The sequence below is a fragment of the Sphingomonas glacialis genome, assembly GCF_014653575.1.
GTDB classification, from domain to species: Bacteria; Pseudomonadota; Alphaproteobacteria; order Sphingomonadales; family Sphingomonadaceae; genus Sphingomonas; species Sphingomonas glacialis.
Map to the genome: position 1 here is coordinate 353,613 of NZ_BNAQ01000004.1, position 24,125 is coordinate 377,737.

Here is a 24,125-nt window from a genome sequence, read left to right on the forward strand (position 1 = left end):
GCGCGTTCCGAATTGGAGGAAGTTATGGGTTATCGGATCGTGGTCGCGGGCGCGACGGGCAATGTCGGGCGCGAAATGCTCAATATTCTGGCGGAGCGCGAGTTCCCGCTCGACGATATTGCCGTCGTCGCATCGTCGCGCAGCCAGGGCGACGAGGTCGATTTCGGCGAGACGGGGCGCAAGCTCAAGGTCCAGAATATCGACCATTTCGACCCGACCGGCTGGGACATGGCGCTGTTCGCGATCGGCTCGGAAGGGACCAAGATCCACGCCCCGCGCTTTGCGGCTGCCGGCTGCACGGTGATCGACAATTCGTCGCTCTACCGGATGGACCCCGACGTGCCGCTGATCGTGCCGGAAGTGAACCCCGATGCGATCGCGGGCTATACCAAGCGCAACATCATCGCCAACCCGAACTGCTCGACCGCGCAGATGGTCGTGGCGCTCAAGCCCTTGCATGATTTCGCCAAGATCAAGCGTGTCGTCGTCTCGACCTATCAGTCGGTGTCGGGCGCGGGCAAGGCGGGGATGGACGAGCTGTTCGAGCAATCGCGCAACATCTTCGTCGGCGATTCGGCCGAAGCCAAGAAGTTCACCAAGCAGATCGCGTTCAACGTGATCCCGCACATCGACAGCTTCCTCGACGACGGATCGACCAAGGAAGAGTGGAAGATGGTGGTTGAGACCAAGAAGATCCTCGACCCCAAGATCAAGGTCACCGCGACCTGCGTGCGCGTGCCGGTGTTCGTCGGGCATTCGGAATCGATCAACATCGAGTTCGAGAACGAGATCTCGGCTGCACAGGCGCAGAAGATCCTGCGCGAGGCGCCCGGCGTGATGCTGGTCGATAAGCGCGAGGACGGTGGCTATGTCACGCCGGTCGAATGCGTCGGCGAATATGCGACCTTTATCAGCCGCGTGCGCGAGGATTCGACCGTCGAGAATGGCTTGTCTTTGTGGTGCGTTAGCGACAATCTCCGCAAGGGTGCGGCGTTGAACGCAGTGCAGATCGCGGAGCTGCTCGGGCGGCGGTATCTCAACAAGGGGGACTGATGATCGGACTCGGTTTGCTGGCAGTCGCGGCGGTGCACATGTGTCCCGTCGCGAATGCGCGCTACGTCCTGCGCAGCAATCCGGGTGTCACGCTCCATTTCGAAAATGCGCCGATCAACGACGACTGGCCGCAAGGCGTGGTGGTGGCTATCCACGGCGTAAAGACTGGGCGCACCAGTTACTGGCTGCCTTGGTATGGCGGCACCGACGGTGGGCGCCACATCCGCGGGACCGCATTGCTCGATCGGTCGAAAGATTTGGAGGCGCAGCGACGGGTGGAGCGCAGGGGAGACCTGGACTTCTTCCTCCTCGATTCCCGCTATCGCTTCTTGTCGAGCCTGCCCAAGCGCGGCAGCGCCGCGCCAGCGCATCTGCTGATCCCCAATTTGGATCTCTGGCATTTCTTCGACGCTGCCGGACAGCGTGACGACTCGCCGCGGGCCTTTTTCGACCTTGTGGGATGTCATCGGTCGACAGCACATGATCGCGGGAAGGACGCCATCCTGCCGTCTGTCGCATGATGCTCGGCTAATGCGACGGTTCGGCGCGGGCACGCTCAGTAGACCCAGCCCGCGTGTATGATCTGTATCACCGTCAGCAGCTTCGACGACCCGTCGCGCTTCCGCCCGATGCAGCATTTCTCGCCCGAGACTTGGCACGCGGCATGGCTCGACACTAAGGACCTTCCGACGACGACGCGCGTGGCGGATCATCCCTCCACGGCCGATCGATGGATGAAAGCGCTTGGCAAACTCCCCGACTGAACCGCAGTTCTTCGAGAGCTTCGATGACACCCGCCTGGCATGGCGCGAAATGGGCGAGGGGCGCCCTGTCGTGCTGATCCACGGCTTCTTCTCGAACGCGACGATCAACTGGATTAAATACGGCCACGCCGCGAAGATCGCTGCGGCGGGTTTCCGCGTGATCATGCCCGATCTGCGCGCGCACGGCCACAGCGCCAAGCCGCATGATGCCGCCAGCTATCCGCCCGACGTGCTGATGCGCGACGGCTTCGCGCTGATCGAGCACCTCGGGCTCTCCGATTACGATCTCGCGGGCTATTCGCTCGGTGGGCGTACGACGATGCGGATGCTTGCCAATCGCGCGACGCCGCGACGCGCGGTGCTGTCGGGGATGGGGCTCGAGGGCATCCTTCACACCTCGGGGCGCGGGCATTATTTCCACAACGTGCTGACCAACCTCGGCAGCTTCGCGCGCGGGAGCAGCGAGTGGCTGACCGAGGCGTTCCTCAAGACCACGGGCGGCGATCCGGTGGCATTGCTGCGCATCCTCGACACCTTCGTCGATACGCCCGCCGCAGCGATCGCGGCGATCGAGACACCGACCCTCGTTGTCACCGGCGTCGATGACGACGACAATGGCTCGGGCGAAGCGCTCGCCGAAGCGATGCGGCATGCGACCTTCCGGTCAGTGCCGGGCAACCATATGAGCGCGGTGCTCAAGCCCGAGCTCGGCGCAGCAATCGCAGAGTTTCTCGCGGCTTGACCGGGCGCGGGATGCGGCACAGATTGCCGCATCACGTAAAACGGGGCTTTCCATGATCCGCACAGGTATTTCTTCGCTCGCGCTCGTTCTGGCGCTGGCGACCACGCCGACGCTCGCCGCGGCCGCGCCGGCGCCCGCTGCCGCGACGGTCGCGCCGACCACCGCCGAGGCCGACGCCTTCGTCGCGCGTGCGGAAAAGGAGCTCGCGGATTTCTCGACCCCCGCGCAGCAGGCGGCGTGGATCAACGCGACCTACATCACCGATGACACCGATGCGATCGCCGCCAAGTTCGGCGCCGAGGGCACCGAGATGCAGGTCCGCCTCGCGCTCGAGGCCGCGAAATATGCGAGCCTGCCCGGCCTGTCGTTCGACACCAAGCGCAAGCTCGACTTGCTTCGCAACGGCCTGACGCTGCCCGCACCGACCACGCCGGGTGCTGCAGCCGAGCTGTCGACGATCGTGACCAAGCTCGGCTCGGATTATGGCAAGGGCAAGGGAACGCTCGACGGGAAGCCGATCAACGGCAGCGACATCGAGGCGGCGATGGGCGAGGTGCGCGATCCCGCCAAGTCGAAGGAGATGTGGGTCAGCTGGCACGACGCCGTCGGCGCGCCGATGCGCAAGGATTTCGCGCGCGAAGTCGTCATTGCCAACCAGGGTGCGAAGGGGCTCGGTTATGCCGATGTCGGCGCGCTGTGGCGCTCGGGGTACGACATGACACCGGCGCAGTTCGAAGCGACCGCCGACACGCTGTGGAAGCAGGTCGAGCCGCTCTACAAAGCGCTCCACACCTATGTCCGCTGGAAGCTCAACGCGAAATATGGCGATGCGGTGCAGCCCAAGACCGGCGCGATCCGCGCCGACCTGCTCGGCAACATGTGGGCGCAGGAATGGGGCAATATCTATGATGTCGTCGCCCCGGCAGGCGCAGGCGATGTCGGCTACGACGTCGGCGATCTGCTGAAGGCCAAGCGCTACGATCCGATCAAGATGTTCAAGACCGGCGAGGGCTTCTATTCCTCGCTCGGCTTCAAGCCGCTGCCCGATACCTTCTGGGCGCGCTCGCAGATCGTCAAGCCGGCCGACCGCGAGGTCGTGTGTCATGCCTCGGCGTGGGACGTCGACAGCGTCAATGATTTGCGGATCAAGATGTGCACCAAGGTCAATGGCGACGACTTCGTCACGATCCATCACGAGATGGGCCATAATTACTATCAGCGCGCGTATAACGCGCAGCCCTTCCTCTACCGCAATGGCGCGAACGACGGCTTTCACGAGGCGATCGGCGATTTCGTCGCGCTTTCGATCACGCCCGATTATCTGGTCAAGATCGGCCTGCTCGATCCCGCCAAGGTGCCGAGCCCCGACAAGGATATCGGCCTGCTGCTCAAGCAGGCGATGGACAAGGTCGCCTTCCTGCCGTTCGGCCTGCTGATCGACAAATGGCGTTGGGGCGTATTCTCGGGCGCGACGCCGGAGGCGCAGTATGAGAAGAGCTGGAACGAGCTGCGGCTGAAGTATCAAGGGATCGTCCCGCCGGTGCCCCGCGACGAGACGCGCTTCGATCCGGGCGCGAAATACCATGTCGCGGCGAGCGTGCCCTATGCGCGCTACTTCCTCGCGCGGCTCTACCAGTTCCAATTCTATCAGGCGGCGTGCAAGCAGTCAGGCTGGACCGGGCCGCTGCATCGCTGTTCGTTCTACGGCAACAAGGAAGTCGGCGCGAAGCTCGACGCGATGCTCGCGATGGGCCAGTCGAAGCCGTGGCCCGAGGCGCTGCAGGCGTTCACCGGCAGCCGCGAGCTGTCGGGGCAGGCGATGGTCGAGTATTTCGCGCCGCTCAAGGCGTGGTTGGACAAGCAGAACCAGGGGAAGCCAAGCGGATGGTAACATCCTTCCTGATCATGGCCGTTCTCGCGGGCCAGGCCGTCACCGGCGGGAGCCCGCCTGTGACGGTTGAGATCGTTGCTTCCGGGCGCGTTGAAACGCCCGCGGATCGCTTTCGCGTCTCGGGCAACGTCCTCGCCTGCGGTGCTACAAAGGCCGAGGCGGATGCGGCGTTGGCGCGCAAGGTCGCCGAGCTCGAAGCGAGCCTGCGCGCCATCGGCGTCACCAAGGCGCAGCCGCTCGAACGGCCCTCGCTCGCCGGGATGATGGGGGCGATGTCCGGCACGCGCGGGTCGTATGGTTGCAATACGGTCGATTTGAAGGATCTGCTCGCAAGTCCCGGAGCGGCGACGAAGCCAAAGCCGGCCGAGCGGCTCGGTGCGAATGCGCCGGTTTCGTTTGACGCGCCAAGTCGGTCCGTGGCGATGCGCGCGATTGCGGCGCTTACGGCGGCCGATGCGAAACCGGCCGAAAAGCCGCTCGCGATCTTGATCGACGATACGACAGCGCGGCGTGCGGCCAAGCAGCAAGCATTGACCAAGGCAAGGCAGGAAGCTGCTGCGTACGCCGTGTCGCTAGGATCCGGACCTGCCACGCTGACCAGAATCAGCGAGAAGCAGGACTGGAACTCGACCGATTTTGCGGGCCAGATGGTCCGGATGATCGGCCTCGCCGCCTCGGCTCCCGGCGACTCCGTAGCGACCGATGTGACGTTGACGGTAGAATTCAGGCTGGGCGAGCGGTGAACGATGTGTGATCGGCCGCACGACGTCCGATCACCGTCCTGACTTATTCCGGAACCGTGCCTTCATCGGCGATCCCGGCTTCGAACGACGCGCTTGAATCGGTGCCATCGGCCTGATGCGCGTGCGCGCCGGGGTTGAGCTTTTCGTCGCGCGGCGTGCTCGAGCGCAGGGCGAAGAGCGCGGCGGTGGCGGCGGCGCCGATCGCGGCGATCCCGCCGACGACGGTGGCTTTGCCCCAGCGGCTCCCGGACTTGGCGCGCGGCGTGGCGGCGGCGGCGGCAGTCGTCTTGGCAGGCGCCTTGCGCGCGGTCGCTGGCTTGCTTGCCGTCGCGCGCGTCGAGGTCGTCGGACGCGGCTTGGCGGGCTTGCGCGGGGCGGGGGCCTTGGTCGGGGTGGCCTTTACCGTGGCTTCAACTGGCGTTTTGCTGGTGGCCGCTGTCTTGCGCGGGGTGGCGGGCTTGGCCTTGGCCGGTGGGGGCGGCGTCGCAGATGCGTCCGCCGCCGGGCGCTTAGACTCAGTATCGGTCGGCTTTTTGGGCGGCGTTGCCATGGGGTCGTCCTTGTTCGTTGAGCTTGCGTAACGCACGAAGCCGCCGGGGTGTCCCCCAACGGGGCGTGGCTTAGCGGAAGGGGGGTTCGTTGAACGCGCGGAGCTTGCGGCTGTGGAGCTTCTGCCCCTCGCGGCGCAATTCCTCGCACGCCTCGATGCCGATCCGCATATGCTCGCTGATCGCGCGTTCGTAGAAGCGGTTGGCTTGCCCCGGCAGCTTCAATTCGCCGTGGAGCGGTTTGTCCGAGACGCACAGCAGCGTCCCATAGGGCACGCGGAAGCGATAGCCCTGCGCGGCGATCGTCGCCGATTCCATGTCGATCCCGACCGCACGGCTGAGCGAGAAGCGCAGGGCGCTGCGCGAATATTGCAGCTCCCAATTGCGGTCGTCGGTGGTGACGATCGTGCCGGTGCGAAGCCGCCGCTTGAGTTCGTCGCCCGACTGGCCCGAGATCGTCTCGGCGGCGCGGGCAAGCGCGAGCTGGACCTCGGCGATCGCGGGGACGGGAATCGCGGGGGGCAGGACGTCGTCGAGCACGTGATCGTCGCGCAGATAGGCGTGCGCGAGCACGTAATCGCCGATCCGCTGGCTCGGGCGCAGGCCACCGCAATGGCCGATCATCAGCCACGCCTCGGGCCGCAGCACCGCCAGATGATCGCAGATCGTCTTGGCGTTCGCCGGGCCGACGCCGATATTGACGAGCGTGATCCCGGTGCCGTCCGCCGCCATCAGATGATAGGCCGGCATCTGGTGGCGCCGCCATGCGCTGGTATCGGCGAGCGCCGCCTCGACATCGTCGCCTGCGCGCAGCAGCACGCCGCCCGCACCCGACACGCCACTGTAGCGCGACGGTGTGCCGTCGGATCCAGGCGCGAGCTGGCTGAACGCCCAACGGACGAACTCGTCGACATAGCGGTGATAGTTGGTGAACAGGACGTAGCGCTGGACATGCTCGGGCGGCGTCCCGGTGTAATGCCGCAGCCGCGCGAGCGAGAAGTCGGTGCGCAGGCCATCGAACAGCGCGAGCGGGCGTGCGCCGTCGCTGACTTCGTACAGGCCGTCGGCGATCTCGTCGCCGATATGCGCGAGCTCGGTTGCCGGGAAATAGCGCGCGAGCTCGACTGCGGAGACTTGGTCGAGGCTGAGCGCGTGGCCGGGATCGATCACGTAGGGGAAGGGGATTTCCTGCCGCCCGGGGACCGCCTCGACCGTGACGTCGTAATCCTCGATCAGCAGCGTCAACTGTTCGGTGAGATAGTCGGCAAAGATCGCGGGCTTGGTGACGCTGATCGCGTAATCGCCCTCGGTGACGAGCCGGCCGAACGAGCGCATCGGCGTCGGCCGGTCGCTCCCGCCGCGATAGTGAAGGTGGATTTCGGGATAGGCGAAGCTGCCATCGTGGCGGCTTTCGGGGGCGGGTTGCTCGCCGGTCGCGAGATAGGCGGTCAGCGCCTGCTGAAGCCGCGCCACCGAGGCGCGATAGAGCCGATCGAGTTCGGCGACGATGTCGGATGCTTGCGTCATCCCAAAGGGCTAAACCGGGACCGTTACGCTGGCAAGTCGGCGCCACCCCGACGTTGGCCGGGATGGCACGCGATCTTGAGTCTGTCAGGCCTTCGCGTCTGTCTTGGTCGGCTCGTCATCCTTGGCGAGCAGCTTGCTCGCCCCGAACGCCGCACCGGCGATCGCCGCTGCTGCACCTGCCGCGATTCCGGCAGCGGCAAGCGGGTTGGCCTTGGCCGCGTCGACCGTCGCGGTGAATGCCTCGGTCACGGCTTCCTTGGCCTGCTCGAACAGACCTTCGGCCTGCTCGATGATCGTTTCGGTCGTGCTGGCCGCGGACTTGGTCGAATCGATTTTGTCGTCGCTCATGGCACTGCCCTTTCCAATGAACTCAACCCTAGCAACTCATTGAGACGGGCCAGGTTCCGCAAGCGCGATCGACGCGGCGTTGCGATCGCTCGCTTCGCCGCGACGAGGGTCAGATTTCGCTCAGCAGATGTTCGGCCGACGAGACTTCGAACGCGCCGGGGGCTTCGACGTTGAGCTGCTCGACGACGCCGTCATTGACGAGCATCGAATAGCGCTGGCTGCGCTCGCCCATGCCAAACTTCGAACCGTCGAAGGTCAAGCCGACTGCCTTGGCGAAATCGGCATTGCCGTCGGCGAGCATCACGATGTCGCCAGCGTCGCTCGCCTTGCCCCATGCGCCCATCACGAAAGCATCGTTGACCGAGGTGAACGCGATCTCGTCGACGCCCTTGGCCTTGAGTTCGGCAGCCTTGTCGACGAAGCCGGGCAGGTGACGCGCCGAGCAGGTCGGGGTGAAGGCGCCGGGTACCGCGACCAGCGCGACCTTGCGGCCCTTGAAGAACTCGTCCGAGCTGATTTGATCGGGGCCATCGGCCGTGGCCTTGGTGAGGGTGATGCTCGGGATACGGTCGCCGACGCTGATCGTCATGGAAATCTCTCCTGTTGCGCCGCCCGGTGAAGAAAGTGCGAGCGGCGCGCCGTACGTCGTGCAGGCGGGCGTGAATTTCAAGCGTGGCGAGCCGCGCGGCACGGGCCTATGTTCGGTGCATGGATCAAGCGACTTTCCTTACCGGCCAGTTTCTGCTGGCGATGCCCGGGATCGGCGACCCGCGCTTCGATCATGCCGTGATCGCGATGTGCGCGCATGACGCGGAGGGCGCGCTCGGCATCGGGGTCGGCACGGCGATCGAGGGGCTGGGGCTGCACGCCGTGCTCGAGCAGCTCGAGATCGATCCGGGCGTCGCGCCCGACGCCCCGGTGCATTTCGGCGGCCCGGTCGAGCCGCGGCGCGGCTTCGTGCTCCACACGCTCGATTGGGCAGGACAGGATACGATCGAAGTGGCCGGCGCGGCGGGTGCGCTGTGGGGGCTGTCGGGGACGATCGACGTGCTCAAGGCGATTGCCGAGGGCCGCGGCCCGTCGCGCTGGCTTGTCGCGCTCGGCTATGCCGGGTGGTCCGAGGGGCAGCTCGATGGCGAGATGACGCGGCATGGCTGGTTCAACGTCGCGGCAACGCCGGATCTCCTGTACGACGTCGCGGCCGACGCCCGCTGGGAGGCGGGTTTTGCGATTGCCGGGATCGATCCGCGCCTGCTGGCGAGCCAAGCCGGCCGGGCGTGAGACGGTTTTCCGGATTTCCGGGCAAGACATAAAGATATCTTTATATTTGATCCGGAGGCGTTTTGCGGGTAGGGGCGCGGCATCACACAACCGGAGATAGCCCCGTGGCCACCGTTCTCGACCGCCCTGCGAACGACTATGTCGTCGCCGACATCACGCTTGCCGATTTCGGTCGCAAGGAAATCAACATCGCCGAGACCGAGATGCCCGGCCTGATGGCGCTGCGCGAGGAATTCTCCGCATCGCAGCCTTTGAAGGGCGCGCGCATCACTGGTTCGCTGCACATGACGATCCAGACCGCAGTGCTGATCGAGACGCTGACCGCGCTCGGCGCCGACGTCCGCTGGGCGACGTGCAACATCTTCTCGACGCAGGACCATGCCGCTGCCGCGATCGCCGCGACGGGCGTCCCCGTGTTCGCGATCAAGGGCGAGAGCCTCGCCGACTATTGGAACTATGTCGGCGACATCTTCAACTGGGGTGCTGACACCGACGGCCAGACCGCCAACATCATCCTCGACGATGGCGGCGACGCGACGATGTTCGCGCTGTGGGGCGCCAAGCTCGAAGCCGGCCACACGATGGGCGAGCCCGAGAATGACGAGGAAGTCGAATTCCAGCGCGCATTGAAGGCGTTCGTGGCGAAGTATCCCGGTTACCTGACCGAGACCGTCAAGAACCTGAAGGGCGTTTCGGAAGAGACCACGACGGGCGTCCACCGCCTGTACGAGATCGCCAAGAAGGGCGAGCTGCCGTTCCCGGCGATCAACGTCAACGACTCGGTGACGAAGTCGAAGTTCGACAACCTCTACGGCTGCAAGGAATCGCTGGTCGACGCGATCCGTCGCGCGACCGACGTGATGCTCGCCGGCAAGGTCGCTTGCGTCGCCGGTTTCGGTGACGTCGGCAAGGGTTCGGCGCAGTCGCTCCGCAACGGCGGCGCGCGCGTGATGGTCACCGAAGTCGATCCGATCTGCGCGCTGCAGGCCGCGATGGAGGGCTTCGAAGTCGTGACGATGGAAGAGGCCGTGACTCGCGCGGACATCTTCTGCACCGCGACCGGCAATGCCGACGTCATCACCGCCGAGCATATGGCGGCGATGAAGCCGATGTCGATCGTCTGCAACATCGGCCACTTCGACTCGGAGATCCAGATCGCCGCGCTGTCGAACTATGAGTGGGACGAAGTGAAGCCGGGCACCGACCTGGTGAAGTTCCCCGATGGCAAGCAGATCATCATCCTCGCCAAGGGTCGTCTGGTGAACCTCGGCTGCGCCACGGGCCACCCGTCGTTCGTGATGTCGGCATCGTTCACCAACCAGACGCTCGCGCAGATCGAGCTGTGGACCAAGGGCGAGAACTACAAGAACGAAGTCTACGTCCTGCCGAAGCACCTCGACGAGAAGGTCGCCGCGCTCCACCTCGAAAAGCTCGGCGTGAAGCTCTCGCAGCTGACCCCGAAGCAAGCTGGCTATATCGGCGTTCCGGTCGAAGGCCCGTTCAAGCCCGACCACTACCGCTACTAAGGACGCGGCGCCCACGGGCGCCGCTCCAACAAAAAAGCCGCATCCGCTCAAGAGCGGGTGCGGCTTTTTCGTGTTCGGGATCCGGTCCCGGTCGCGCTGGACGCGACCGGGCGTGGGATCACTTGGGCGTGACGATGCTCGGCCCGAGGTTGGCGATCACGTCATGCGCGTCGAATGCGCGAATGTTGTCCTTGGGCTTCGGACCCTTGCCGATCACGATCTCGGCATTGGCTTCGTATTTGTCGATCGTGTTGACGTCGATCCCGCGGTCGAAGAAGGGATCGCCGAAATACGGATCCCAGCTGCGCCAGCCGAAGCCACGGCCGCGATAGCGCCAGCTCGGGCCCCAATAGCCGCCACCGAAACCGCCACCATAACCGAAGCCGCCGCCGAACCCGCCGATTCCGGGCGTGGTATAGGTGCGCGTCTTCTTGTCGACTTCACGATCGGCGAAGACGAAATAATCGCCACCGTTCTGCACCGTCAGTTCGGCTGCGCGATACAGCAGATACTTTTCGACCGTGTCGCGCGCGGTGTAGCTGTTGCCCGAGAAGCTGACCATGAAGCGGTTCGCCTCGATCTGGCGATCGCTATAGCCCGAGCGTTCGAAGCCGCGTCCGACCGCGGGGCCATAGGTGGATTCGGTAGCGCAAGCGGACGTCAGCAGGGTGACGGCGCCGAGCGCGACCACCAGGGATTTTCTAAGCGTTGGGGAAGCTATCGGCATTTCGATCTCCAGAGGCGGTCCAGTGCGGCGAACCGTGCCGTGCGGGCCATGAAGCGCAGAACGATCGAGGTGGCGCAAGGCTCCGCCAATCTTCTGGTCGCGTCACCGATAGCGCGGGCCACATGAACCGCAACTGACGCGGCGATGACGAATGCGGAAATCCGTTCGTCGATGCGACGAACCGTTTTGTCGCAGCCGGGAACGGTATCTGGCGGTTCTCTCGCGCTGGCGCCGTCACGGTATCGAGAGCGATTGCAGGCGGGGGCGTCTTGCGGTCGGCTCGGGAGGATGGCCATGCGGATTGCGCTCGGGATTTCGTTGGGACTGATCGCCGCGACCATGCCGGTCGCCGCATCCGCCGCGCCGGCGGACGCGCTCGATTCGCCGCTGTCCACGGTCGTCGAACGGATGTTGCCGGTCGAGGCGAAACTCACCCCCGATTTCCGCGTGCGCACCGATCTGCTGACCACTTCGACAAGCATCAGCCCGCTTGGCGATCCTACAGGCCCGATGCAGCATCGCTTCGCGAGCTCGATGATCGATTATTATCCGCTCGGCGGCAGCGGCCTGCGGCTCTCCGCCGGCATGCGCTTCTTCCAGGTCGCCAATTTCCTCAAGGACGCCGAGAAGGCGACTGCTGGCCTGCTGTACAACCCGCGTCTGCCTGGCAGCGGCAATGCGGTGCGGACTGGCTTCAACCGCCACACGCCCGCCGCGACGGTCGGTTATACGGGCACCTTCAAGAACGCGCTGTTCGGGGTCGAGGTCGGCAGCCTGATCGGCAACGCCAATGCCAATTTGCCGCGCGCCATGGACCGCCTGAGCAACCGCGCGCGCGGCGGGATGAATCCGATCGCCAATGTGGTGTTCGGACTGCGGTTCTGAAGTGGGCGATACGCCACCGTTTGTGGGACTGACGATGAAGACGATCTTGAATCTCGCGATGGGTGTCTGCGGCGCGATGCTGGCCCTTCCGAGCGTGGCGCAGGCCGGCGGCATCATGGGCACCGATGCCGCGCATTGCAGCTCGGGCAAGGGGCCGGCGATCCAAGTCAACGTGCTCGATCTCAAGGACCGCCGCGGGCAACTCAAGCTCGAGCTCTATCCCGCGAACGACGCCGACTTCATGCGCTCCGACACCGAGTTGCTCGCCGAGGGCAAGGTGTTTCGCCGCGTGACCGTCGACGCGCCGGTCGCTGGGCAAGTCGCGATGTGCATCCGCGTGCCGCATCCGGGGCGCTATGCGCTGCTGTTCCTCCATTCGCGCCGCGCGCAGGACAAGTTCGACTTCTGGCAGGACGGGGTCGGGCTGCGCAGCAACACCCGCATCGGCCGCGCGCGCCCGCCGCTCGCCAACGCGACGGTCGAGGTGGGCAACGGGGTTTCGGTGCTCGATATCGAGACGCAATATCTGCGTGGACTCCGCGGATTCAGCCCATTGCGATAAAAGCGCATTACGGGCCTTGCGCGTTCGCGAAACCCGCTGCTATAGGCACGCCACTGCAGTGTTCCCCGATAGCTCAGCGGTAGAGTAGGTGACTGTTAATCACTTGGTCGTTGGTTCGAATCCAACTCGGGGAGCCATTTTCCACCGCAGTGCGTGACCCGCAGCCTAGCGCTTAGGCGCGGTCACCAGTCTCCACAAAAACTAGCGCTTGGCTCTGCCAGCGCCGCGGTGTGTCGCGGCATTTAAGCCGCAAACTGTTCCATCGTGATCCGATCGTCGAGCGCGTGCTCGGGATCGAACAGCAGTGTCAGCTCGCGCGTGCGGTCGATCATGATCTCGACGCGCGCGACATCGCGAATCTCGCGCTGATCGGCCACCGCGCTGACGGGGCGTTTGGCGGGTTCGAGCACGCGCAGCGTGATCCGCGCTTTGTCGGGCAGGATCGCGCCGCGCCAGCGCCGCGGGCGGAACGGGCTGATCGGCGTCAGCGCCAGCATGTTCGAGCCGAGCGGCAGGATCGGTCCTTGCGCCGAGAGATTGTACGCGGTCGATCCGGCCGGTGTGGCGACCAAGATGCCGTCGCACGCAAGCTCGGGCAACACGATGCGGTCGTTGACGGTGACCTCGAGCTTGGCGGTCTGGCGCGTTTCGCGCAGCAGCGAAACTTCGTTGATCGCAGGGAGCGCAAAGCTTTCGCCGCCCACCGTCGTCGCGGTCATTGCCAGCGGCACCACCTTGAACGCCTTGATTCGCTCGAGCCGCGCATCGAGCCCGTGCGGGCGCCACTCGTTCATCAGGAACCCGACAGTGCCGAGGTTCATCCCGAACACCGGCACGACCGGCTTGCGCCGTTCGAGCATCGCGTGGAGCGTCTGGAGCATGAACCCGTCACCGCCGAGCGCGACGATCAGTTCGGCGTCCTCGACGGGCACCCAATCGTGTGCGTCGGACAGCATTGCGGCGGCGTCCTGCGCGGCCTGGGTCGGGGACGCGACCAGCGCGCGGCGCGCGCCGGCCATGTTGGCGGAACCTGTCATGGCGCGTTCCCGCTGGTGGTGTGCGGCGCTGCCACGACCGCCGGCGCGAAGCCACGCACAGCGCGGGCCTTGCGGTCGGGACGGTCGGCAAGAACAGGCGCGCTGGTCATCTCGCTTGGAGCTAGGGCTTCGGATCGAGCGTCACAAGGGCGATTGCGGCGGTAACACCCTCTTCTTTAACCCAAGACGGCGCATTAGGGTCGTTGCATGACCGGTACGCCCAACGCCCCGCTTTTCATCCTGTCGTTCCGACAGCGCGACGAACTGGCGTCCTTGGCGGCGGGCGCTGGCTGGCAAGTCGTCGCCGCGCGCCGGGCGGGCGGGGCCGAGCGACGCTTCCTGTCGAGCGGCGCCGCGGTGGCGGTGATCGATGCGCGCGGTGCGCCGGCCGACGGGGTGAATGCGGCGCGCACGATGAGCGGCGCGGTCGAGGCGAATGGTGGCGCGCTGCTCGCTTTGGTTTCGCGCGGCGAGGCGGCGACGATCGCCGCGCTTTACGGCGCGGGGGCCACGCATTTCCTGGCGAGCCCGTTCAGCGAGGCTGAATTCCTCCAGGCGGTCCGCTTTGCCGCGCGCCATGCCGAGCGGATGGCGCGCGAATGGGCGGCAGGGCCGGTCTTTGCGCCGCTCGGCTGGCGCTACGATCTGATCAGCCGGACGCTCATTCTCACGCCGGGGCTCGCAGCTTTGCTCGCGATCGACGACGAGCCGAGCGTGCGCGCGATGCTGCGACGGCTCGACCGCGGTGATCGCATCGCTGCCGTGGCGGCGCTGCGCCGGGTCTCGGCCAACCGTCCGGCCACCGCCTTTGCGCATGATTCGGACCTGACGACGGTCGGGCGCGTGGTGCAGCATCTCCAGCTCGACGCCGAAGGCGGGCGGATCGACGCCGTGGTCGAACCGCTCGGCAGCGCGCCCGAGCCGGCCGCCGAGCTGCGCGAATCGCTTGCCGGTGCGCGCGATGCGGGGAGCGCGCGGCGCTGGCTGACGCGGCGGCTCGCCGACGAGGCCGGCGCGCCGCTGCACGCGATGCTGATCGCGCTCAATCGCTTCGACATGGTCAATACAGCCTATGGCCGCGCGACGGGCGACGCCTTGCTCAGCAGCGCGCAGAAGCGGATCGACGATGTCGTGCGCGACATGCTCGGGCGCGACGCGCTGATCGTGCGGCTCAGCGGGTCGACCTTCCTGGTTGCGGCCCGCAGCATCCGGCTGCGGATCGATCTCGTGGTCGAGCGAATCGCGCACGCTCTGGCGCGCCCGTTCGTGACGGGCGATTCGATCGCCGTGCTCGGTTGCCGGATTGGGCTGGCCGAGGCCCTGCCCGACGATAGCGCGGCAAGCCTGTTGCGCCGCGTCAGCGAGGCGCTGGCCGACGCGCGCGAATCCGATACCGCGACGATGCGCGTCGCCGACGCCGAGCAAGGCGATGCGCCGATCGACCAGCTTGCGGTCGAGCTCAACCATGCGCTCGAGCGCGGCGAGATTGGCGTGCTGTACCAGCCGCAGGTGTCGGTCTCGACCGGGGCGATCGTTGGCGTCGAGGCCTTGGCGCGCTGGGAGCATGGCGTGCTCGGCACGATCGGCGCCGAGACGCTGTTCGCCGCGGCGGCGCGGGCCGATCTCGAGATCGGCCTGTCGGACCATATCCAGCGCGTCGTTCTCGCGCAGGCGGCGGCGTGGCCTGTGGCCCTGGCGGGCTTGCGCCTGTCGCTCAATCTGACCGCAGCCGATATCGCGCGGCCGGGTTTCGCCGACCTGTTTCTCGACCGGGTCGATGCCAGCGGCTTTCCGCGGACGCGGCTGACGCTCGAAATTACCGAGAGCGGGCTGATCGAGGATCTCGGCATCGCCTCGGCCTTGCTGTCGGTGCTGCGCGGGGCGGGGTGCCGGATCGCGATCGACGATTTCGGGACGGGCTATTCGAGCCTCGCCTATCTCAAGGCGCTGCCGCTCGATTATCTCAAGATCGACAAGAAGCTCGCGCAGGACATCACCGGGTCGGCGCGCGACCGGATCGTGGTGCGCGGCGTCATCGACATGGCGCGCTCGCTCGGGCTGACGGTGATCGCCGAGGGGGTCGAGACGCAGCCGCAACTCGAGGCGCTGGCGGCCGAGGGGTGCCAGATCTATCAAGGGTTCCTGTGCGCCGAACCGATCTCGGTCGAGGCGCTCGAGGCGCTGGTCGCGCGCTAGCTGGAGGTACCGGAATGAAGCGTCTTGCCTTGGGAATGTTCCTGGCCGCAGTGCCGCTTGCGGCCAACGCGACGCCGCCAGCACAAGTGGCTCAGCTTTCGCCGCAAGCCGGCGTCGAGGCGGCGATGGTCGATAGCGCGGCGGGCTGGAATGCGGGCGATCTCGCGCGCTTCATGGCGGTGTATTCGGACGCACCCGAGACCAGTTTCGTCACCAAGACCGGCGTGCTGCGCGGCAAGGCAGTGATGGCCGAGCGCTATCGTACCAAATATGACTTCGCCGACGTCGGCAAGCGCGGCGTGCTGAGCTTCGTCACGCTCGACTTCCGACTGCTCGATCGCGGTCATGCGCTCTATATCGGCCGCTACACGCTGCGCGCCGCCGATGGCAAAGACCAGTCGGGGATGACCTCGCTGGTGTTTCGCAGGGAGCGGGCGGGGTGGCGGATCATCGCCGACCATAGTTCGTGACCTCACCGTTCCCCGGCGAAGGCCGGGGCACAGCAGCGCGCCGAAGCTGAGCGGGCGCAGCGCACGATGCTCTTCCGCTCCGCTACTGGGCCCCGGCCTTCGCCGGGGAACCGACTGAGCAGGGCGCATTACCCCGCCGCCTTCGCCAACCCCTTAGACAGTTGCAGCGCGCCGTGTAGCCGCGCCTTGGGATCGCCCCAGGTGCGCGTGACCACCAGCTTGCTGTCCGGCCGCAGGCGGGCAACGCCGTCGAGCTTGGCGACCCATGCCAGCAGCCCCTCGACGTTCGGCGTCTTGTCGTCGAAGAAGGTGACGAGCGCGCCCTTGGGGCCGACGTCCATCTTGGCGACGCACGCCTTCTTGGCGTTCAGCTTGATCTCGATGATGCGGATCAGGTTCTCGGTCGGTGCGGGGAGCTTGCCGAAGCGGTCGATCAGCTCGGCGGCGAACGCCTCGACCTGGTTCTGGTCCTCGAGATCGTTGAGGCGGCGGTACAGCCCCATCCGCAGGTCGAGATCGGGGACATATTCCTCGGGGATGAGGATCGGCGCGTCGACGGTGATCTGCGGCGAGAAATCCTTCGGGCGCAAGCGCTGGCCGCCGGCCTTGGCATCCATGATCGCCTCCTCCAGCATCGACTGGTAGAGTTCGAAGCCGACTTCCTTGATGTGCCCCGATTGCTCGTCGCCGAGCAGATTGCCCGCACCGCGCTGGTCGAGATCGTGGCTGGCGAGCTGGAAGCCCGCCCCCAGCGTGTCGAGGTCGCTCAGCACCTTGAGCCGCTTTTCGGCGGTCTGGCTGAGCGTGCGGTTCTCGGGCGTGGTGAGATAGGCATAAGCGCGCGTCTTGGCGCGTCCGACACGGCCGCGCAGCTGATAGAGCTGCGCGAGGCCGAAGCGGTCGGCGCGGTGGATGATCATCGTGTTCGCGCTCGGAATGTCGAGCCCGCTCTCGACGATCGTGGTCGAGATGAGCACCTCGAACTTCTTGTCGTAGAACGCCGACATCCGCTCCTCGACCTCGCTCGGCGCCATCTGGCCATGCGCGACGACGTAGCGCACTTCAGGCACATGATCGCGCATGAACGCCTCGATCTCGGGCAGGTCGGCGATGCGGGGCGTCACGAAGAAGCTCTGCCCGCCGCGATAATGTTCGCGCAGCAGCGCCTCGCGCAGCACCACCGGATCCCACGGCATGATGTAGGTGCGCACCGCGAGGCGATCGACCGGCGGGGTTTGGATCACCGACAGCTCGCGGATGCCCGACATCGCCATCTGCAATGTGCGCGGGATCGGCGTCGCGGTGAGGGTCAGGACGTGGACGTCGGTCTTGAGGCCCTTCAGCCGTTCCTTGTGCGTGACACCGAAGCGCTGCTCCTCGTCGACCACGACGAGCCCGAGCCGCTTGAACTCGATCCCCTTGGCGAGGATCGCGTGCGTGCCGATCACGACGTCGATCGTGCCGTCGGCGAGGCCGGCCTTGGTCGCCTTGGCCTCGGCACCGGGGACGAGCCGCGACAGCCGCCCTACGTTGAGCGGGAAGCCCTCGAAGCGCGCGGTGAAATTGTTGAAATGCTGGCGCGCGAGGAGGGTGGTCGGGCAGACCACCGCGACTTGCAGCCCGGCCATCGCCGCGGCGAACGCACCGCGCAACGCGACCTCGGTCTTGCCGAAGCCGACGTCACCGACGACAAGCCGGTCCATCGGCGTGCCCTTGAGCAGATCGCCCATCACGTCCTCGATCGCGCGGTCCTGGTCGTCGGTTTCCTCGTACGGGAAGCGGTCGACGAAGGCGGCATAGCCGCTGTCGCGATCGATCGTCTCGGCGGGGCGCAGCGCGCGTTCGGCGGCCGTTGCGATGAGCTCACCCGCGATCTCGCGGATCCGCTCCTTCATCTTCGACTTGCGGCGTTGCCACGCTTCGCCACCGAGGCGATCGAGGCTCGCACCTTCGCTGTCCGAGCCGTAGCGGCTGAGGACTTCGAGGTTCTCGACGGGGACGAAGAGCTTGTCGCCGCCGGCGTAGGTGAGGGCGACGCAATCGTGCGGGGCCTGGCCGACGGGGATCGAGGTCAGGCCCTCGTAGCGGCCGATGCCGTGGTCAGCATGGACGACGAGATCGCCCGGCGTGAGCATCGCCAGTTCGGCGAGGAAGGCGTCGGCCGATTTCTTGCGCTTGGCGCGGCGGACGAGGCGGTCGCCGAGCATGTCCTGCTCGGTGAGCAGCGCGACCTGCGGGGAGGAGAAACCGTGGTCGAGCGGGAGGATGATGAGCGCGACCGTCGCGCCATGTCCTCCCCTCCCGCTTGCGGGAGGGGTTGGGGGTGGGCTCGCGCCATCAGCGGTTGCTGACTTTGAGGGCGCGCGCCCACCCCCAGCCCTTCCCGCAGGCGGGAGGGGGGAAGTAGGAGCAGAAGCGCCGAGCGCCTCTTGCCACGTGTCCACCAGCTTGAGGTTCGTCGCGCCATGATCGCGCAGCAACCCCGCCAGCCGCTCGCGCGCGCCCGCCGAATAGCTCGCCAGCACCGCTTTCCGCCCATCGCGCTCGAGCGTGCGCAGATGGTGCACCACCGCGTCGTACACGTTCGCGCCATTCGCGCGCTCGGCCCCGAAATCGCGCGGTCCGTCGACGCCGAAATCGAGCACGCTCGCGCTCTCGGGTTCATGGAACGCGGTGATGCGGTGCGCCGGCGCCTCGTCGAGCCGCGCGGCGAAATCCTTCGCGGTGAGATACAGCGCATCGACCGGCAGCGGACGATAGCTGCCGGGGTCGCTGACCTGCGCCTTCACCCGGTTGGCGTGGTAATCGGTGATCGCCTCGAACCGCTGCTCGGCCGCCGCGACCGAGCCCGCATCGCGCAGGATCACCGCATCGTCGCCGAGATGGTCGAACAGCGTCGTGAGCTTGTCTTCGAACAGCGGAAGCCAATGCTCCATCCCTGCAAGACGCCGCCCTTCCGAAATCGCCTGGTACAGCGGATCGCCCGTCGCGGTCGCGCCGAAGCGCTCGCGATAGCGCGCGCGGAAGCGCTTGATGCTGTCCTCGTCGATCAGCGTTTCCGAGGCGGGCAGCAGGATGAAGCCGTCGACACGGCCCGTCGTCCGCTGGTCGGCGGGGTCGAAGGTGCGTACGCTCTCGATCTCGTCGCCGAAGAAATCGAGCCGGAGCGCATGCTCCTCGCCGCTCGGGAACAGGTCGACCAGGCCGCCACGGACCGCGAATTCGCCCGAATCGGCGACGGTCTCGACGCGGACATAGCCGTTCGCCTGAAGCTGCGCGGCGAGCTTGTCGCGGCCGATCCGCTCCTTTGGCGCGAGCCTCGCGACAAGCTGGCGGATGCGGAACGGTGTCAGCGTGCGCTGCGCCACCGCGTTGACCGTGGTGAGCAGGAGCTGGGGGCCTTTGACAGGCTGCTGCAGCCGGTGGAGCGTCGCCATGCGCTCGGCCATCACCCGCAGCGTAGGGGAAGCGCGATCGTACGGGAGGCAGTCCCACGCCGGAAAGGTGAGGATCTCGAGCTCGGGCGCGAAGGTCTGTGCGGTCGCGGCGATGGCGCGCATCGCGGCCTCGTCGGGCGCGACGAACACCGCGCGCGATTTGGCGGCGCGGGCGAGGTCGGCGAGCAGCCACGGCTCGAACCCGGTCGGCACGCCGGCGAGCGTGAGTGGGGTCTTGGCGGTGAGGATCGTGTTGAGGTTTGGCATCGGTACTTTCGAGGTCCGTCACCCCGGCACACGGCCGGGGAACGAGAGACTATTCCGCGATCGGCACGTAGTTGAGCGCCTGCAGCGCCTCGAGGATCGATCCGCGATAGCGCTCGGGGCAGGTATCGGTCCCGATCGCCCACGCCATGATATCGACGTCCTGCTCCTCGAGCAGCTCCTCGACCAGCGTGAGCTCGGCACCGTCCCAGCCCGCCGAGCGCGCATCGAAGAAGCCGCCGATCAGCAGATCGGCTTCCTTGGTGCCGCGGTGCCAGGCGCGGAAGCGCAGGCGTTTCAGGCGGGTCTCGCGGTCCATGCTCGCTCCATACAGAAATGCCCGACACCGACCGACAGCGGAACGCTGGCGGCGGAAGCCGGGTGGGGGTAGAGGACCCAGATAGTCATGCGACCCGATATCCTCAATCCATTGTTCGCCGAAGTCACGGCGCTGAAGGGCATCGGCCCGGCACTCGCCAAACCGCTCGACCGGCTCGGCCTGTCGCGCGTCGTCGATGTCGCCTTCCATTTGCCGACCGGCTGGGTCGATCGTCTCGCGCGTGAAGAGCTCGACATGGCCGATGCCGGGCGGGTGATCGCGATCACGCTGACCGCGCAATCGTACCGCTCGAGCGCGGGGCGCGGGCCGACGCGGGTCCATGCGACCGATGCGCTCGGCAACGTCGTCAGCCTCGTCTATTTCGGCGGGAATTCGGGCTGGGCGAAGAAGTTGCTGCCGGTCGGCGAGCCACGCCGCGTATCGGGGCGGCTCGAAATGTACGGGCAGGATCTGCAAATGGTCCACCCCGACTATGTTCTCCCGCTCGAGGAAGCCGGCGACACGCCCGAGCGCGAGGCGATCTATCCGCTGTCGGAGGGGATGACCTCGAAGCGGCTCGGCCAGCTCGCCGCGCAGGCGATCGAGCGCGCGCCGGACCTGACCGAATGGATCGAGCCTGGCTTACTCGCCAAGCAGCAATGGCCCGCCTGGCGTGAGGCGCTCGCGCGGATCCACGCTGATCCCTCCGACGCGATGGCGCGCGAGCGGCTGGCGTACGACGAAATCTTTGCCAACCAGCTGGCACTGATGCTTGTGCGCCAATCGTCGCGGGCAAGGCGGGGACGGGCGCTCGCAGGGACGGGTAAGCTGCGCGATGCGCTGCGGCTGCCTTATGAGCTCACCGGCGCGCAGGCGCGTACCGTGCGCGAGATCGAGGGCGACCTCGCCCAGCCGCAACCGATGCTGCGCTTGCTGCAAGGCGATGTCGGCTCGGGCAAGACGCTCGTCGCGACGCTCGCGATGCTCGTCGCGGTCGAGGCGGGCGCGCAGGCGGCGTTGCTCGCGCCGACCGAGATCCTCGCGCGCCAGCATTACGAATCGCTGCGCCGCACGCTCGCCGGGCTGCCGGTCGAGGTCGCGGTGCTCACCGGGCGCGACAAGGGCAAGGTGCGCGAGGCGACGCTGATGGGGCTCGCCGCGGGGACGATCGACATCCTGATCGGCACGCACGCGATCTTTCAGGAAGCGGTCGCCTACAAGGATCTCGGGCTGGTCGTGGTCGACGAGCAGCATCGCTTCGGCGTCGCGCAGCGGATGATGCTACAGGCGAAGGCCAAGGCTGCACCGCATTTGCTGGCGATGACCGCAACGCCGATCCCGCGCACGCTGACGCTCGCCAATTATGGCGAGATGGACGTCAGCCAGTTGGACGAGATGCCGCCCGGCCGCCAGCCGATCGAGACGCGCGTCATTTCCGAGGACCGCCTCGCCGATGTCGTCGATGCACTCGGCCGACATTTGTCGGATGAGGGCCAGGCATACTGGGTCTGCCCGTTGGTCGAGGAAAGCGAGAAAAGCGACATGGCCGCCGCCGAGGCGCGCGCCGAGACGTTGCGTGCACGCTTCGGCGACCGTGTCGGGCTGGTCCACGGCAAGATGAAGCCCGCCGAGAAGGACGCGGTGATGAGCGCGTTCTCGGCCGGGCAGCTCGGCGTGCTCGTCGCGACGACGGTGATCGAGGTCGGGGTCGACGTGCCCAATGCGACGCTGATCGTGATCGAACATGCCGATCGCTTCGGGCTCGCGCAGCTCCACCAGCTGCGCGGTCGTGTCGGGCGGGGCTCGGGCAAGTCGAACTGCCTGCTGATCCGCGGCGGGTCGCTGAGCGAAACGTCGCGCGCGCGGCTGGCGCTGATGCGCGAGACGACCGACGGCTTCCGCATCGCCGAGGAGGACCTGCGCTTGCGCGGGGCAGGGGAGTTGCTCGGTACCAAGCAATCGGGCGAGGCCGGTTTCCGCCTCGCGACGCCCGACATGCTGATGACGCTCCTTCCGGTCGCGACGGATGATGCGCGACTGCTGATCGACCGCGACGGCGGGCTAGAGGGTGCACGCGGGCAGGCGGCGCGCACCGCGCTCTATCTGTTCGAGCGCGATGCCGGGGTTGCGCTGTTGCGGTCCGGCTGAGCGCTACTTCGCCTTCAACAGCACCGCGAGCAGTTCGTAATATTCGGGCAGCGGGATCGCCACGTCGAGTTCGCACCCGATCCGCCCGCCCAGCGCCCAGCGAATCTCGGCGACCACCACCCCGACCACCGGAAGCGTGACACGGAGCCGATCGCCGACGCCGTAGCTCAGGTCGCACCGCGCCATCAGCCCGGCGGCCGAGAGATTTACGATCAGCAAGGAGAGTTGCCGCGCGTCGGGCCCGAACGCCCGTGCGCGGTAATGTACTTCGTCGCGGACGAGCGTCCGGCTCTCCGCTGTCGCCAAGTCCAACGCCTTACCCATTACAAGCCCCCTCTTGGGTGGCCTCGACGCTAGGGCCGCGGGTGTGAAGCAGTACGGAACGAACCCGCTTAACAGCGGATTACCCGAACTGTGGCGCAATCAGCCGCGGACGAGCAAGCCGTGGTTCTTCTTGCCTGCCGCGATCCGCACCGGCGCATCGCCGACGCTGACGATCATCGCTTCGTCGCTGACCTTGTCGGCACCGACGCGCGCGCCACCGCCCTTGATCAGCCGTTTGGCCTCACCCTTCGACGCAGCGAAGCCCAGGCCGATCAACGCGTCGACGATGCCGATATCGCCGCTCACGGTGAAGGTCGGCAGCGAGCCGCCCGCCGCACCTTCCTCGAAGGTCCGGCGCGCGGTCTCGGCCGACTCGAGTGCCGCGGCTTCACCACGGCACATCGTGGTCGCGGCGTTGGCGAGGACGATCTTGGCGGCATTGATCTCGGCGCCCTCGAGCGCCTCGAGCCGCGCGATCTCGTCGAGCGGCAGATCGGTGAACAGCCGCAGGAAGCGCCCGACGTCGCGGTCGTCGGTATTGCGCCAGAATTGCCAGTAATCGTAATGCGGCAGCTGGTCCTCGTGGAGCCACACCGCGCCCGACATGGTCTTGCCCATCTTCCCGCCGTCGGCGGTGGTGATCAGCGGCGTCGTGATGCCGAACACCTCGGTCCCGTCCATCCGGCGCGAGAGCTCAATCCCGTTGACGATGTTGCCCCACTGGTCCGATCCGCCCATCTGCAGTCGGCATCCGGCGCGGCGCGACAGTTCGAGGAAGTCGTATGCCTGGAGGATCATGTAGTTGAATTCGAGGAACGACAGCGACTGCTCGCGGTCGAGCCGCAGCTTGACCGAGTCGAACCCGAGCATCCGGTTGACCGAGAAATGCTGGCCGACGTCGCGCAGGAACGGGATGTATTCGAGCTTGTCGAGCCACTCGGCATTGTCGAGCATGATCGCGTCGCTCGGCCCGTCCCCAAAGGTCAGGAAGCGTTCGAAGATGCGGCGGATCGAGGCGACGTTGTGCGCGATCCCGTCATGGTCGAGCAGCTTGCGCGCTTCGTCCTTGAAGCTCGGATCGCCGATCTTGCCGGTGCCGCCGCCCATCAGCACGATCGGCTTGTGGCCGGCCTGCTGGAGCCGGCGCAGCAGCATGATCTGCACCAGGCTGCCGACATGGAGCGAGGGCGCGGTCGGATCGAAGCCGATATAGCCCGGCACGACCTGCTTTGCCGCAAGCGCATCGAGCGCTGCCGCGTCGGTGGTCTGGTGGATATAGCCGCGGGTCGACAGCAGGCGGAGGAGATCGGAAGTGTGCTCGGTCATTCCGGGC

Annotated in this window: 23 protein-coding genes and 1 tRNA gene; 14 read left to right on the forward strand and 10 right to left on the reverse strand. The window is 66.6% G+C overall.

Annotated elements, in window-relative coordinates; translation table 11 throughout:
• Window positions 1-24 precede the first annotated feature (24 nt).
• From IE187_RS15120 to IE187_RS15145, 6 genes are read left to right on the forward strand one after another with little or no spacing between them, the layout of a single operon-like run.
• Window positions 25-1,053 (forward strand): aspartate-semialdehyde dehydrogenase, encoded by a 1,029-nt coding sequence (locus IE187_RS15120; protein ID WP_189676917.1) that lies wholly within the window; start codon window positions 25-27, stop codon window positions 1,051-1,053.
• Complete coding sequence (locus IE187_RS15125) at window positions 1,053-1,574, forward strand: hypothetical protein (RefSeq protein ID WP_189676918.1); 522 nt, start codon at window positions 1,053-1,055, stop codon at window positions 1,572-1,574. The genes IE187_RS15120 and IE187_RS15125 overlap by 1 nt, the downstream gene beginning before the upstream one ends.
• Window positions 1,575-1,631: 57 nt before the next feature.
• Window positions 1,632-1,817: a hypothetical protein gene (locus IE187_RS15130; RefSeq protein WP_229839428.1), complete on the forward strand. Its 186-nt coding sequence runs from the start codon at window positions 1,632-1,634 to the stop codon at window positions 1,815-1,817.
• Entirely contained in the window at window positions 1,798-2,559 is a 762-nt protein-coding gene (locus IE187_RS15135; protein ID WP_189676919.1) for an alpha/beta fold hydrolase, read from the forward strand. The genes IE187_RS15130 and IE187_RS15135 overlap by 20 nt, the downstream gene beginning before the upstream one ends.
• 52 nt (window positions 2,560-2,611) lie before the next feature.
• Entirely contained in the window at window positions 2,612-4,450 is a 1,839-nt protein-coding gene (locus IE187_RS15140; protein WP_189676920.1) for a M2 family metallopeptidase, read from the forward strand.
• 14 nt (window positions 4,451-4,464) lie between these two features.
• Window positions 4,465-5,193: an SIMPL domain-containing protein gene (locus IE187_RS15145; protein ID WP_229839440.1), complete on the forward strand. Its 729-nt coding sequence runs from the start codon at window positions 4,465-4,467 to the stop codon at window positions 5,191-5,193.
• Window positions 5,194-5,236: 43 nt separating this feature from the next.
• Here the strand turns inward: IE187_RS15145 and IE187_RS15150 are convergent, their stop codons facing one another.
• The 4 genes from IE187_RS15150 to IE187_RS15165 all read right to left on the reverse strand — a co-directional run bounded on the left by IE187_RS15150 (window position 5,237) and on the right by IE187_RS15165 (window position 8,205).
• Entirely contained in the window at window positions 5,237-5,743 is a 507-nt protein-coding gene (locus IE187_RS15150) for a hypothetical protein (RefSeq protein ID WP_133187501.1), read from the reverse strand.
• Window positions 5,744-5,813: 70 nt separating this feature from the next.
• Window positions 5,814-7,268 (reverse strand): AMP nucleosidase, encoded by a 1,455-nt coding sequence (locus tag IE187_RS15155; RefSeq protein WP_189676922.1) that lies wholly within the window; start codon window positions 7,266-7,268, stop codon window positions 5,814-5,816.
• Window positions 7,269-7,352: 84 nt separating this feature from the next.
• The gene (locus IE187_RS15160; protein ID WP_189676923.1) at window positions 7,353-7,616 is read right to left on the reverse strand and encodes a hypothetical protein; all 264 of its coding nucleotides are present in this window, start codon (window positions 7,614-7,616) and stop codon (window positions 7,353-7,355) included.
• A 109-nt stretch (window positions 7,617-7,725) separates the two neighbouring features.
• Window positions 7,726-8,205: a peroxiredoxin gene (locus tag IE187_RS15165; protein WP_133187507.1), complete on the reverse strand. Its 480-nt coding sequence runs from the start codon at window positions 8,203-8,205 to the stop codon at window positions 7,726-7,728.
• 119 nt (window positions 8,206-8,324) lie between these two features.
• Between IE187_RS15165 and IE187_RS15170 the strand changes: the two genes are divergently transcribed.
• Both IE187_RS15170 and ahcY read left to right on the forward strand, forming a co-directional pair.
• On the forward strand, window positions 8,325-8,897 hold the full coding sequence (locus IE187_RS15170) for a YqgE/AlgH family protein (protein WP_189676924.1): 573 nt from the start codon (window positions 8,325-8,327) through the stop codon (window positions 8,895-8,897).
• Window positions 8,898-9,001: 104 nt separating this feature from the next.
• The gene (ahcY, locus tag IE187_RS15175; protein ID WP_189676925.1) at window positions 9,002-10,423 is read left to right on the forward strand and encodes an adenosylhomocysteinase; all 1,422 of its coding nucleotides are present in this window, start codon (window positions 9,002-9,004) and stop codon (window positions 10,421-10,423) included.
• 118 nt (window positions 10,424-10,541) lie between these two features.
• On the opposite strand, the gene IE187_RS15180 is transcribed toward ahcY, so the two are convergent.
• Complete coding sequence (locus IE187_RS15180; RefSeq protein ID WP_189676926.1) at window positions 10,542-11,150, reverse strand: CC0125/CC1285 family lipoprotein; 609 nt, start codon at window positions 11,148-11,150, stop codon at window positions 10,542-10,544.
• A gap of 294 nt (window positions 11,151-11,444) precedes the next feature.
• Here IE187_RS15180 and IE187_RS15185 point away from each other — a divergent pair, with 294 nt between their 5' ends.
• The 3 genes from IE187_RS15185 (at window position 11,445) to IE187_RS15195 (ending at window position 12,734) form a co-directional block, all read left to right on the forward strand.
• Entirely contained in the window at window positions 11,445-12,035 is a 591-nt protein-coding gene (locus IE187_RS15185; protein ID WP_133187515.1) for a hypothetical protein, read from the forward strand.
• Window positions 12,036-12,069: 34 nt separating this feature from the next.
• A complete protein-coding gene (locus IE187_RS15190; RefSeq protein ID WP_189676927.1) occupies window positions 12,070-12,597 on the forward strand; it encodes a DUF2141 domain-containing protein in 528 nt (175 codons plus the stop codon).
• A 62-nt stretch (window positions 12,598-12,659) separates the two neighbouring features.
• A tRNA-Asn gene (locus tag IE187_RS15195) sits at window positions 12,660-12,734 on the forward strand.
• A gap of 105 nt (window positions 12,735-12,839) precedes the next feature.
• Here the strand turns inward: IE187_RS15195 and IE187_RS15200 are convergent.
• Window positions 12,840-13,634, reverse strand: coding sequence for an NAD kinase (locus IE187_RS15200; RefSeq protein ID WP_229839429.1), 795 nt, complete (start codon window positions 13,632-13,634; stop codon window positions 12,840-12,842).
• A 207-nt stretch (window positions 13,635-13,841) separates the two neighbouring features.
• On the opposite strand from IE187_RS15200, the gene IE187_RS15205 reads away from it, so the two are divergent.
• A complete protein-coding gene (locus tag IE187_RS15205) occupies window positions 13,842-15,830 on the forward strand; it encodes a putative bifunctional diguanylate cyclase/phosphodiesterase (protein ID WP_189676928.1) in 1,989 nt (662 codons plus the stop codon).
• A 14-nt stretch (window positions 15,831-15,844) separates the two neighbouring features.
• Entirely contained in the window at window positions 15,845-16,300 is a 456-nt protein-coding gene (locus IE187_RS15210; RefSeq protein ID WP_189676929.1) for a YybH family protein, read from the forward strand.
• A gap of 128 nt (window positions 16,301-16,428) precedes the next feature.
• Here IE187_RS15210 and mfd read toward each other — a convergent pair whose 3' ends face one another.
• Together mfd and IE187_RS15220 are read right to left on the reverse strand one after the other, a co-directional pair.
• Window positions 16,429-20,004, reverse strand: a complete 3,576-nt coding sequence (gene mfd, locus IE187_RS15215; RefSeq protein WP_189676930.1) for a transcription-repair coupling factor — start codon at window positions 20,002-20,004, stop codon at window positions 16,429-16,431.
• A gap of 49 nt (window positions 20,005-20,053) precedes the next feature.
• A complete protein-coding gene (locus IE187_RS15220; protein ID WP_133187525.1) occupies window positions 20,054-20,320 on the reverse strand; it encodes an FAD assembly factor SdhE in 267 nt (88 codons plus the stop codon).
• An 87-nt stretch (window positions 20,321-20,407) separates the two neighbouring features.
• Between IE187_RS15220 and recG the strand changes: the two genes are divergently transcribed.
• Window positions 20,408-22,468, forward strand: coding sequence for an ATP-dependent DNA helicase RecG (gene recG / locus IE187_RS15225; RefSeq protein ID WP_133187527.1), 2,061 nt, complete (start codon window positions 20,408-20,410; stop codon window positions 22,466-22,468).
• 3 nt (window positions 22,469-22,471) lie between these two features.
• Here the strand turns inward: recG and IE187_RS15230 are convergent, their stop codons facing one another.
• Together IE187_RS15230 and tyrS are read right to left on the reverse strand one after the other, a co-directional pair.
• Complete coding sequence (locus tag IE187_RS15230) at window positions 22,472-22,792, reverse strand: PilZ domain-containing protein (protein ID WP_189676931.1); 321 nt, start codon at window positions 22,790-22,792, stop codon at window positions 22,472-22,474.
• A gap of 99 nt (window positions 22,793-22,891) precedes the next feature.
• Window positions 22,892-24,118, reverse strand: coding sequence for a tyrosine--tRNA ligase (gene tyrS / locus IE187_RS15235; protein ID WP_189676932.1), 1,227 nt, complete (start codon window positions 24,116-24,118; stop codon window positions 22,892-22,894).
• Window positions 24,119-24,125 lie beyond the last annotated feature (7 nt).